Source organism: Nocardia sp. CA-107356 (assembly GCF_050946365.1).
Classification (GTDB): Bacteria; Actinomycetota; Actinomycetes; order Mycobacteriales; family Mycobacteriaceae; genus Nocardia.
In genome coordinates this window covers 6588197-6598949 of the sequence record NZ_CP191992.1, presented here as the reverse complement: position 1 = coordinate 6598949, position 10753 = coordinate 6588197, and the positions used below count along the sequence as shown (strand labels likewise).

The following is a 10753-nucleotide window of genomic DNA, read 5'->3' as shown; positions in this document are numbered from 1 at the left end:
CCGCAGTGTCGACGATCCAGCCGAATTCGTGCTTGTCGAGGCGCCTGTTTCGCCCTGGGAACATCAGCGTCTCGGTTCGCAATAGCAGTGAGCTTCACTGCCGAGCGATCGTTGTGTGGTCACGAGTGGGGTGGCAGTGTGTCGATCACCGCCGGGGTGCGCAGGCCCCCCGAATCCGTACTCCGGCGGTGTCGCTCGCTCGAGCCCTCGGATCCGTCGCATATCGCCAACCCGGTCGAGTGCAACAGGTCGAGCCTTGCGCCGCCCTTCACAAGCGGCAAGCTCCCGGCACAGATTCGTCAACGGGTCAGTGCGATGTTGCGGTGTGACCACTCCTCGGCGGTGACCGCGCGAAGCATGAAGTCGGCGACGTCGGCGCGGCTGATTCGGCTGCCGGTCTTACCGCTGGAGGGTAGATCGACTGTCTTGTAGGAGCCGGTGCGTGGGCCGTCGGTGAGGATCATGGGGTAGACCAGGGTCCAGTCCACGTCGCTGGAGCGCAGCAGGTCATCGGCGACGGCCTTGTCGGCGAACAACTTGCTCATCAACAGCTTGACGCCGAGGTTGACCAGGGCCGGAGTCTGCTGGGCGGTGTCGCCGGAACCCAGGGCGGACAGCCAGACCACCCGGCGCACGCCGGTGGCGTCGGCCGCGGGGATGAACGCTCGGGTGGCGCGGGTGGCAATATCGGATTTGAAATTCTTACCGGCACCGAGGGCCGAGATCACCGCGTCGTTCCCGGACAGGGCGTGCTTCAGGTCTTCGGTGTTGGTGGCGTCTCCGGTTATCACCGTGACCCGACTGTCGCCGACCTGCGGGAGGCGGCCCGGATCTCGAACCAGGACGGTCACCTGGTGGCCGGTCTTCAAGGCCTGGTCGAGGACTTGCTGTCCGGAGGGTCCGGTGGCGCCCAGCAGAGCGATTCGCATCATGTCTCCTTCGATGTCGTTGGTGCGGCGCGGCGGTGGCTCGCAGCGACGATCCATAGCTATCTTGCGGTTATCTTCATTGAGATTGCGGAGATTCGACCGAATATCGGGTGTACGCATCGAACAGGATGCGGGTGATTCTGTCGCGGAGTTCGGCCTCGGAATAGTCGAATCTGGTCGGGGTCTGATCGTCGAAGATCAAGCTTTGTTGCATCAGGGCCAGCGCGGTGCGCACCGCGAAGTCGAGATCGCGCTCGGCATCGGCGCGCTGGTGCTCGGGGATCCGCGGGGAAAGCTGTCCGCCGATCGCGGTTGCCACGGATCGTCCTAATTCTGTTGCGTGCGTGTACATCTGGGAATTGTTGGACAGTAGGACGCTGCGCAGTAGCCGATGATTGTCCCGGAAGAGGGCGATCAGTTCCCCTGCGACATAGCTCACGAATTCCTCGGGTGGCAGTTCGGCGAGACCGGGCTCGGTGATCGCCGCCACGATCTTGTCGGCCGTTCGTTCCCGGAACCGTTCGTGCACACCCAGCAGCAAGGCGGTCTTGTCGGAGAAGCGTGCATAGATCGCGGTCGGAGCACTGGCCGACCGAGCCGAGATCTCGGCGATGGTGATTTGCTCGAACGGCTTCTCGGCGAGCAGGTCTTCGACCGTCGACAGGATGCGTTCCATGGTGGCTCGGCTACGCGCCTGGCGCGGCTGGGTGACCTTTAGTCGGCTGCGTGCGCTGTTCGCATCCTGATCCATGGGCAACTCCTGGCTACTTGTGGCTTCGCCATTGACTGTAACAGTAGTACCGTTACCATTTTGCTGTGAGCTCGATCTCGAATCCTGTGTTGGTGCTCGGCGGTGGTCTGTCAGCCTCGCAGCGATGACGCGTTTCGCCGGCTTGGCACACCCGCGCGGTGCTACTGCGGTCGGGGGCCGTGCGCACAATGTTCCTCGGCACGAGCAGCGTCCTCGTCCGGGGTGGCATTACCACTGTCACGTTGCTGCATCATTGCTGCGTCGCTGCTCCTGTGGTGCCGCCTGGCGGTCCGCGAGACCGTATGGTCGGTCTCGCCAAGATCGTTCTGCGAGAAGGAGGCGACTGGAATGGCGAAGTACCTGTGGCGGGTCGGCTACTCACCGGAGGGGGCGCGCGGTCTGCTCGCGCAGGGTGGCAGCGCCCGCCGAGCGGCCATCACGGAAATGGTCGAGAGTGTGGGCGGCCATGTGGACGTCTGCTATTTCGCTTTTGGTGAGGACGATCTGTTCGTGATCGGTGATGTCCCGGACGAGGTTTCGGCCGCGGCACTCGCCATCCGCACCGCTGCTTCCGGTGCGGCGATATCGCATACCGTGGTGCTGCTGACCCCTGAGCAGGTCGACGAAGCCGTCGCTCGGGAGGTCACGTATCAGCCACCGGCGGAGCCGGCCTGACAACAGGCGAGTTTGTGCATCGCCGGCGAACAGCTTCGGAAATTCAGCAGTGCGGGGTTGACGACCTCGGGGTGGGTCCGGGCGATGTTGTGCGGGCCTCCCTCGACGGCGACCACGGTCAGGTCCTTGATCGGGCCGGGTAGCCGGGCCGCGGTCGCGGAGTAGGGCTGGATCGTGTCCGGGATACGACCGCAGGTGCTGACCAGAAGCGGAGTTTCAGCAGTGCTTGCCGTCGTACATCACCCGTCGGCGAGGCGTTGGATGGTGGCGCTCAGCCAGGCCTGCAGATCAGCGGGGGCGCCGAGTTCGGAACGCAGGACCCGGCGGCGGGTCGAGACGCCGAGCACGAAGGCGTCGATCGCTGCCGCTCGACTGCGGGCGTCCGCGTCGTCCAGGCCGCTGTCGCGCAGGTAGCGGTGCAGTGGCTCCAGCGAGTTCGTGTCGAGGAAGCCGGCCAGCGCCTCGGCCGCCTCTGGGCGTTCGCCGGACGTGCGTTGCAGCACGAGCAGTGGATCCTCCCCGGGTGCACCGAACCAGCGCGCGACGATGCTCGCCGCGAGGCGTGAACCCAGCGCGGAACGGGCGCCGTCGAGGGAGTTCGAGACCGGGATCTGCACCTGGGTTGCGGCCAGGAAAAGGCCATCCTTGCCGCCGAAATAGCGCGTGATGAGGTTGGGCGACACGCCGGCCGCGTCGGCCACGCCTTTGACCGTGATCGCCGCGTACCCGCGCTGGGCGAACTGGCGTTGCGCGTGCTCCAGGATTCGCTGTTTGGTGGCGGCCGCATTGCGCAAGGTCATGTGTATCAGCATACACATTATGTGTATGCTGATACACATGAACGGCGAGATGCGGGAACGGCTCCAGCGGACGCGGCGTGTGACGACCCCGTGGAATGACGACGGGACGCGCGGCATCAGCGGCACCCACCTCGACGAACTGCTCGAACGCTGGACGAACGGGTACGACTGGGGCGTGCACGAGCGCCGCATCGGCGAGTTTCCCTGGGTGACGGTGCGGGCAGGCGACACCGAACTGCGTGTGATCCACCAGCGGTCCGCGAATCCCGGCGCCCCGGTTGTCGTGCTGCTGCACGGCTGGCCGGACTCGGTGTTGCGGTTCGAGCGCGTCCTGCCGTTACTCGCGGACCTGCACGTGGTGGTTCCCGCCCTGCCTGGCTTCCCGTTCGCGGCTCCGCTCACCATGCCCGGTATGTCGGTCAATCGGATCGCTGGGATCGTCGCCGACGCTCTCGATGAGCTCGGTTACGCGCGGTACACGGTGTCCGGCGGCGACGTGGGTGGCACCGTCGCGGAAATCCTCGCGGCCGAACACCCGGACCGGGTGGCTGCCCTGCACCTGACGAACATTGCCCCGCGTCGTGCGCTCACGGCGGACCCGGCGAAGCTCGCACCCGATGCGGCCGCCTACCTCGACCGGTCAGCGCAGTGGTTCCGGACCGAGGGCGGGTACATCGCTGAGCAGTCGACGCGGCCGAACACGCTCGCCGTCGCCCTCGGCGACTCACCCGCAGGCCTCGCGGCATGGATCGTCGAGAAACTGGAGTCCTGGTCCGACGAGTCGGCCTTCACTCCGGACGAGCTTCTCACCTGGGTCACCGCTTACTGGGTCACCGGCACGATCGGCACCTCTTTCGCCACCTATGTCGAACCGGTCACCCTCCCTGACCGGATCGACACGCCGACCGTGCTCTCCGTGTTCCCGCGCGATATCAAACCGGAGCCGCGAAGCTACGCCGAGGCGTTCCTGAACGTTTGCGAATATGTGAAACACCCTGCCGGCGGCCACTTCGCAGCCTGGGAACAGCCCGAAGCTTATGTCGGCGACGTACACCGTGCGGTCGAGCTGGGCGGCTGAAACGAAGCCTGCGAATGCTCCACGGCCGCAACGCCGTGCGCCCGGCACCGCCCATGACGCGTCAGCCGACACCGTGCCGAGTTGAAGCGCGCGGTCATCGGGTGCGGGGTCGGGCGGTCAGCGATGCCGCCTCCTGCTTCAACGCATGACTCGATCCCCAACGCAGCCAAAGACTTTGTGCCAGAGCCGGTTCGACTCGCCGAAATCGAGCTGGGTAGTCTGACCGGACCAGATCAACCTTGCCCCTGTGAACGGGACAGGTCCGTTGGCTGGTCCCGACGGCCGAACCTGGATGTGGGGCCCCGAAGATGCCGTGCAACGGGTTCAGGGCAGTGCCCTCGACTTCTGCCTTCGGGCACCCAACGTAGGTCCCGAGCCGAGACTGACCTCACGGCGGTCCTCGGGGCGACAGCGTAATCCATTGGTATCTGCATTCGCGACGATGAGTGTCGTGGTGTCTGTGTGGGTCTGCCGATCGTGGATCCGGTATTGCCGCGAGATGCGCTTTCGCCGCCCGTGACACATGCGGATGGCCGCACGCATTGCCGACTTCACGTCAAGCCCTGCCTTACGGAACCGGTTCGGAGATAAGAGATTTCAGGGTCGCCGCTAATGACGTCCTCGACGTGGCCACAGCGAAAGGGTGTTCCTCGATCTCCGGACCGGCAGGAGCCACGCCCGCGGTTGACGCCTGCACCTGGCGCAGCCGGTCCGCACCGCGCCGAGGCGGTCGTTGCGAGATAGAATGTAGCTGCACGGTTTCCGGCTCCGGTGATCGTTGTTCAGTAAAGGGAGTCCGAGCGGATGGATCGCCGGAACACGGGGATCAGCCGGCGCAGTGTGCTATTGGCGGCCGGAGCCTCGGTGGCACTCACCGCAATGGCGCAGCCGACGCAGGCGGTGACGATCACGCAGAACGTGTCCGCCGACCCCGAGGAGCCCGGGAAGCGGGCGGACCTGGCGGAACAGGCGATTGTGCAGCGGCACGTGCGCACGCTCTGGGGCCAGCCGGGGACGCAGCTGGGCATGCTCGTTTGGCCGGCGTCCTTGCCGGACCAGTCGTTCGTGCGATGGTGTTACTGGTGGCAAGCCCACCTTCTCGACTGTGCGGTGGACGCCGCGTACCGCGCCCGCACTCCCGAACGTATCGACCGGGTCGTCGCCCTCGCACGCGGTATCCGGACCCGCAATCTCACCGGCTGGACCAACCGGTACTACGACGATATGTCGTGGCTGGTGCTGGCGCTCGAACGCGCCGACCGGCTGCTCGGTGTCCGATTCGGCGACGCCATCGGGGACCTGCGGGCCGACTTGATCGACGGCTGTAACCCGGTCGTCGGTGCGGTGCCATGGCGGTCCGGCGACGATTTCTACAACACCCCCGCGATCGGTCCGACCGGTATCGCGATGGCGCGTTCGGGCGAATTGCCCCGCGCCCGACAGCTTGCCGATTTCTTGCACACCCGATTACGCGACACCGACAGCGGCCTGATCCTCGACGGTGTCCATGAGCCCGGCGGACGAGTGGACCGGACTGTCCGCACCTACAGCCAGGGCGTGACCATCGGGCTGGAAACCGAGCTGGCAGTGCGCACCGGCGAATCGAGCCATCACAGCCGTGTGGCAGCACTCGTTGCCGCAACCGAGGACCGGCTCACGGACGCCGGGGTGATCGCCGCGGCCTCCGGGGGCGACTCCGGGCTGTTCATGGGTATCCTCGCCAGGTATCTCGCCGAAGCCGCACTGTCCTTGGGCGACACCACCGCGGCGAATATCGTGCACGCTTCCGCGCGGGCGGCCTGGGAACACCGCGCCGAGGTGGACGGGCTACCGCTGTTCGGTGTGGACTGGACCCGCCCGGTCACGGTGGCGGAGCATCCGGGAACGCTTCCCCAGCTCACGCAATCGTCCGCCGCTTCGTCGAACCTGAGCCGCGATCTCTCGGTACAGCTGAGCGGGTGGATGCTGCTCGAAGCGGAATACCAGCTCACCGCCGCGGGACGCTGAGTCCGCACCGGTGCGCATGGTGCCCGGTGGTTTGCGGGCGACCGATGGTCGGTGAGGCTCCGCTGCGGACCAGCCGCGACATGAACATGTCCGTTGCGGTGGCGTTGGGTGCGTCGGGTTTCGAGGATGCCGAGGAGATCGGGCACGGTGGTTTCGGTGTGGTGTATCGCTGTACGCGGGTGGTGCTGGACCGGACGGTGGCGGTGAAGGTGACGACGAGGTCCGCGACGACATGCCGCCCCTGACATGCGAACGGCTCTGGTCGTGATCGCTTTCACCACAGCCGTTCTCGTGTCGTTCGCGCTCGGGTTCACGCTGGGCTGTCGCCGCACCACACCCCCGCACGCTAGCCACAGCGTTGACTACCTCCGTGCCGGGTATCCGGCGTACTTTGGTAGAGCAGGAGGGCAGCGGGTCGCATACGTCATCGCATTGTCTTCGAGGAGGGTCGTATATGGGCGCGATCACCACCATTGACGGCATAGAGATCATTTACAAAAACTGGGGCACGGGTCAGCCCAGCGTGTTCGGTCACGGCTGGCGGCTGATGACCGGGATACACAGATCGTTCCGTACCAGGCCTCCGGCCCCTGGTCCGCGCAGCTTCTCGAGAACAGTGCGCTGAAGACCTACATAGGCTTCCGGCGCGGCATGCCAACCACCCAGGCGGAGACCGTCGAGCCGACCTGCTCGCCTTTCTGAATGCCTGACACCGGGCCGACGTCCGCGGCGCTGCGGCATGGTTGCAGAATCCGCGCCGCGACCGGCATCGAAACCGACGGACGGACCTAGGAAGTCTGATGGCCGAGACCGCTCGCACACAGATCGCGACGTCACAACGCTGGCCGCGGTTGCGGGTCGAGGAGTGGACCGCTACCCGCGACACACTGCACATGTGGACCCAGATCATCGGCAAGATTCGACTCGCTCATGCGCCGATGATCAACCACTGGTGGCAGGTCACTTTCTACGTCAGCCCGCGGGGTTTGACCACCTCCGCGATGCCCTATGAGGCCGGTGTATTCGACATCGAGTTCGATTTCAACGAGCATCGGTTGCACATACGAACCAGTGACGGCGACGCCCGTCAGGTCGCGCTGGAACCCAAGCCGGTTGCAGATTTCTATGCCGAAACGATGGGGGCGCTCGACGAGCTCGGCATTGCGGTACACATTCAGGCGATGCCCAACGAGGTCGATCCTGCGATCCCGTTCGCCGACGACTACGAGCATGCTTCCTATGATCGCGACGCCGTGCATCTGTTCTGGCGCCAACTCGTCGCGACCCATCGAGTAATGAGCGAGTTTCGCTCGTATTTCATCGGCAAGGTGAGCCCGGTGCACTTCTTCTGGGGAGCCATGGATCTGGCCTGCACCAGGTTCTCCGGCCGGACCGCGCCGAAACATCCGGGCGGCGCACCCAACTGCGGTGACTGGGTGATGGTGGAGGGCTACTCCCACGAGTTGAGCAGCTGCGGTTTCTGGCCGGGTGGCGGCGATGAAGGCGCCTTCTACGCCTACGCCTATCCCGAACCCGACGGCTTCGCCGACTATCCGGTCGGTCCTCGGCACGCCTTCTACAGCGCCGACAACGGCCAGTTTCTGCTGCCCTACGAGGCGGTACGCACCGCCGCAGATCCGGAAGGAACCCTGCTGGAATTCCTGCACACCACCTATCAAGCGGCCGCCGAACTCGGCAAGTGGGACCGAGCAGCACTCGAATGCGATCCGCGCCGGTGGGACCAGAAACAGCGAACACTGAACCGACGGAGGGAATCGTGACCAATCGGACCGATCTACCGTATCCCGAACAGGGACTGTTCCTGACGCATTTCTTGAGCGTGCGTGACGTCGCGCGTTCCCGAGATTTCTACGCCGAAATCTTCGGCGGCCGGGTCGTGCTGGAGGAGAATCCGGCCATCGTCCAGGTCGCCAACAGCTGGATCATCATGAACCCGGGTGGCGGCCCGACCCCGGACAAGCCCGATATCATTCTGACTCCCCCTGAACCAGGTGATCCGATCTCGTCATTCTTGAACGTGCGGGTCGCCGACATCGCCGCGTTCTACACCGACGCCAAATCCAAAGGGGCACAATTCCTCACCGAACCACTCGACCGCAAAGCCGAGATCCGGTGTTATCTCCGCGACCCAGACGGCTACCTCATCGAGATCGGCCAGGCCACCGGCATGCTCCGCGGCATCTACGCCGACCGGCATGCGGGGAGCGCTGAAAGCGGACAAAGTTAAGTGATGCGGGCGGAGTTCAGGTGCCCAACGCAGCGGTTGGAGCTGACGTCGTCGGTGAGGATGTGGTCGTCCGCCGAGCCGATCCATTGGGGGCCGGACGGACTGAATGGCGTTGGATCCACTCAGGACTATTCGACATGAGCAGTACCTTCACTGTCGAACTACAGCGCTTGCCCATATGGAAGGACTCGCCATGACCAGTTCCCCTGCCGACCTCATGCGACGCAACCTTCTCGACGTCTTCAACGAACCCGACCCGGCGCGCCGGGCTGCGGCCATCGCCGACACCTATACCGAAGATGTGGTGTGGCACGAACAGGACCGAATTGTGCACGGGCGCAAGGACCTCGAACGCCGCGCCGAAGAGTTGCGTGCCGAAAACCCGGATTGGGTCTTCCGACCCGTTGGCTCCGCGTCGGAGCTCGACGACATCGGCCACCTCGGCTTCCAATACGGCCCTGCCGACCAACCGCCGGTGGTCAGCGGCATGGACATCGCTCGTACCGAAGACGGCGTCATCATCGAGCTCTACACAATCGTCACCGAGATCCGTCAGCCGTCCTAGGGTCCGGCCGCAAAGTTGTTGTATCGGCGGCCCGAGCACTGCGAGCCGGCAGGTACACCTGTCGGCTCGCAGTGTGTTCTCAGTGGCTGGTGAATTCGACTCCGGGTGTAGTGGATTCGGGTGTGGGATCTGTTTTCCGGAGGGGTCGGGTGAGTATCAGAACGACTGCGCCCCCGAGGAGGCCGACGGTGCCGCTGACGGCGAGTGTGTTCTGGACGCCGGCCGCGGCTGCGGTATGCAGGGTGGCACGCACGATGGGCTGCATCTGGGTCGGAGTGTGGGCCAGTACCAGCGGCGTTTGGCCGCCGGCCACGGCGCGGGCTGTGCCGGCGGGGTCGGTTGCGGAATGGGTCATGAGCACATCCCGGGCTCGCGCGGTGAACACGCTGCCCAGCGCAGCAATCGCAACCGCCATGCCGAGCTGCTGTGCGGTATTGATCGCACCGGCCGCCATACCAGCCCGTTGTGGCGGAACCGCCGACAACGCAGCGGAGTTCAGGGTTGCGGTCGCCAGCCCGACTCCGGTTCCGACCACCAGGAAACCGGGGATCAACGCAGGCCAACCGGCATCGCCGTGCACCAGTAGCGCGCCTACTGTCCCACCCGTGCCGACGATGAGCAGCCCGAGGCCGATGATGCGTCCGGAATTCGGGCCGTGTAGGTATCGGCCGAGCCCACCGGAGACCACGAATGCCATCGCGGACAGGGGAAGTCCCACCAGTCCGGCACCGATGGGACTCATCTCGAGTACCGACTGCATCCAGATCTGGGTGTACATGAGCGCCCCGAATGCTGCGAAGAACAACGCGGCGCCGGCGATCAGCACGCCGACGAAGGAACGGTCGCGCAACAGCCCGAGATCCAGCATCGGCTGTGCCGAGTGCCGTTCGACGACAAGGAACGCCGCCAATGCCAGGGCCGCGACCAGCAGCGTCCACCGGATCCCGACATCCGACCAGCCGTGCTCGTTGGCGCGGATCAGCGCGTATGTCGCGGCCCCGGCGGCGCCGGCGAACGTGACGATGCCGGGCACATCGACCCGGGCGTGGTGCGCCGCACCGGAATCCGCAATCACCCAGGCGCACAAGACTATTGCCATGATGCCGACGGGGAGGTTGACGAGGAAGATCCACCGCCACGACGCCCAATTCGTCAGCACGCCACCGATGATCGGCCCCACGGCGGCGGCAGCGCCTGCGATAGCTCCCCATACTCCGTATGCGACGCCCCGGTCGCGGTCGGCATAGGAACTGTTCAACAGGGCCAAGGTGGTCGAGGCCATCGCGGTCGCTCCGATGCCCTGCACGATGCGGGCCGCGATGAGAATCGCGGAATTCGGTGCGATCCCGCAGACCAGCGACGATGCCGAGAACAGCGCCATGCCCGCCAGGTAGGTGCTTCGATGCCCGACCAGATCACCGATCGAGCCGGCGCCGAGCATCAACGCCGCCATGGCCAGTGCGTAGCCGTCGACCACCCATTGCAATGCGCTGAACGATGCGCCGAGGTCGCGCTGCATGTCCGGCAACGCGACGTTCACAATCGTCACGTCGACCAGCAGCATGAAGGTGCCGAGACAGACCGTCAGCAGTGGTAGCCATTTCCGCAATTCCGTTGTCCTCTCCCATGTTTGGATATGCGGCGACGAGTATCTGTTTCGAGATCGGACGAAGTCGCCCTGGTCGACCTGCAGCGTAGAT

Annotated in this window: 11 protein-coding genes; 7 read left to right on the top strand and 4 right to left on the bottom strand. The window is 65.2% G+C overall.

The features are described 5' to 3' along the window. Window positions 1-299: 299 nt before the first annotated feature. Entirely contained in the window at window positions 300-932 is a 633-nt protein-coding gene (locus ACQP1G_RS29815; protein ID WP_433192891.1) for an NAD(P)-dependent oxidoreductase, read from the bottom strand. Between the two features lie 73 nt (window positions 933-1005). Continuing rightward, window positions 1006-1680 (bottom strand): TetR/AcrR family transcriptional regulator, encoded by a 675-nt coding sequence (locus ACQP1G_RS29810; protein ID WP_433192890.1) that lies wholly within the window; start codon window positions 1678-1680, stop codon window positions 1006-1008. Window positions 1681-2028: 348 nt separating this feature from the next. Here ACQP1G_RS29810 and ACQP1G_RS29805 point away from each other — a divergent pair, with 348 nt between their 5' ends. Further along, a complete protein-coding gene (locus ACQP1G_RS29805) occupies window positions 2029-2355 on the top strand; it encodes a GYD domain-containing protein (RefSeq protein ID WP_433192889.1) in 327 nt (108 codons plus the stop codon). 239 nt (window positions 2356-2594) lie between these two features. Here ACQP1G_RS29805 and ACQP1G_RS29800 read toward each other — a convergent pair whose 3' ends face one another. Further along, the gene (locus ACQP1G_RS29800) at window positions 2595-3155 is read right to left on the bottom strand and encodes a TetR/AcrR family transcriptional regulator (RefSeq protein ID WP_433192888.1); all 561 of its coding nucleotides are present in this window, start codon (window positions 3153-3155) and stop codon (window positions 2595-2597) included. A 37-nt stretch (window positions 3156-3192) separates the two neighbouring features. Between ACQP1G_RS29800 and ACQP1G_RS29795 the strand changes: the two genes are divergently transcribed. From ACQP1G_RS29795 to ACQP1G_RS29770, 6 genes are all read left to right on the top strand, one after another. Next, the gene (locus ACQP1G_RS29795) at window positions 3193-4233 is read left to right on the top strand and encodes an epoxide hydrolase family protein (RefSeq protein WP_433192886.1); all 1041 of its coding nucleotides are present in this window, start codon (window positions 3193-3195) and stop codon (window positions 4231-4233) included. An 804-nt stretch (window positions 4234-5037) separates the two neighbouring features. Continuing rightward, window positions 5038-6240, top strand: coding sequence for a glycoside hydrolase family 76 protein (locus ACQP1G_RS29790; RefSeq protein WP_433192884.1), 1203 nt, complete (start codon window positions 5038-5040; stop codon window positions 6238-6240). Between the two features lie 80 nt (window positions 6241-6320). Beyond that, entirely contained in the window at window positions 6321-6485 is a 165-nt protein-coding gene (locus ACQP1G_RS29785; protein ID WP_433209531.1) for a hypothetical protein, read from the top strand. Window positions 6486-7040: 555 nt separating this feature from the next. Continuing rightward, window positions 7041-8021, top strand: coding sequence for a DUF5996 family protein (locus ACQP1G_RS29780; protein ID WP_433192882.1), 981 nt, complete (start codon window positions 7041-7043; stop codon window positions 8019-8021). Beyond that, window positions 8018-8488: a VOC family protein gene (locus ACQP1G_RS29775; RefSeq protein ID WP_433192881.1), complete on the top strand. Its 471-nt coding sequence runs from the start codon at window positions 8018-8020 to the stop codon at window positions 8486-8488. Before ACQP1G_RS29780 ends, ACQP1G_RS29775 begins: the two co-directional genes overlap by 4 nt. A gap of 193 nt (window positions 8489-8681) precedes the next feature. After that, on the top strand, window positions 8682-9053 hold the full coding sequence (locus ACQP1G_RS29770; protein WP_433192880.1) for a nuclear transport factor 2 family protein: 372 nt from the start codon (window positions 8682-8684) through the stop codon (window positions 9051-9053). A 79-nt stretch (window positions 9054-9132) separates the two neighbouring features. On the opposite strand, the gene ACQP1G_RS29765 is transcribed toward ACQP1G_RS29770, so the two are convergent. After that, window positions 9133-10662: an MFS transporter gene (locus ACQP1G_RS29765; RefSeq protein ID WP_433192879.1), complete on the bottom strand. Its 1530-nt coding sequence runs from the start codon at window positions 10660-10662 to the stop codon at window positions 9133-9135. Between the last annotated feature and the right edge of the window lie 91 nt (window positions 10663-10753).

Excerpts from the sequence above, each read along its gene's own strand:
- ACQP1G_RS29815 (WP_433192891.1), bottom strand. The coding sequence starts at position 932 with ATGATGCGAATCGCTCTGCTGGGCGCCACCGGACCCTCCGGACAGCAA.
- ACQP1G_RS29810 (WP_433192890.1), bottom strand. The coding sequence starts at position 1,680 with ATGGATCAGGATGCGAACAGCGCACGCAGCCGACTAAAGGTCACCCAG.
- ACQP1G_RS29805 (WP_433192889.1), top strand. The coding sequence starts at position 2,029 with ATGGCGAAGTACCTGTGGCGGGTCGGCTACTCACCGGAGGGGGCGCGC.
- ACQP1G_RS29800 (WP_433192888.1), bottom strand. The coding sequence starts at position 3,155 with ATGACCTTGCGCAATGCGGCCGCCACCAAACAGCGAATCCTGGAGCAC.
- ACQP1G_RS29795 (WP_433192886.1), top strand. The coding sequence starts at position 3,193 with ATGAACGGCGAGATGCGGGAACGGCTCCAGCGGACGCGGCGTGTGACG.
- ACQP1G_RS29790 (WP_433192884.1), top strand. The coding sequence starts at position 5,038 with ATGGATCGCCGGAACACGGGGATCAGCCGGCGCAGTGTGCTATTGGCG.
- ACQP1G_RS29785 (WP_433209531.1), top strand. The coding sequence starts at position 6,321 with ATGAACATGTCCGTTGCGGTGGCGTTGGGTGCGTCGGGTTTCGAGGAT.
- ACQP1G_RS29780 (WP_433192882.1), top strand. The coding sequence starts at position 7,041 with ATGGCCGAGACCGCTCGCACACAGATCGCGACGTCACAACGCTGGCCG.
- ACQP1G_RS29770 (WP_433192880.1), top strand. The coding sequence starts at position 8,682 with ATGACCAGTTCCCCTGCCGACCTCATGCGACGCAACCTTCTCGACGTC.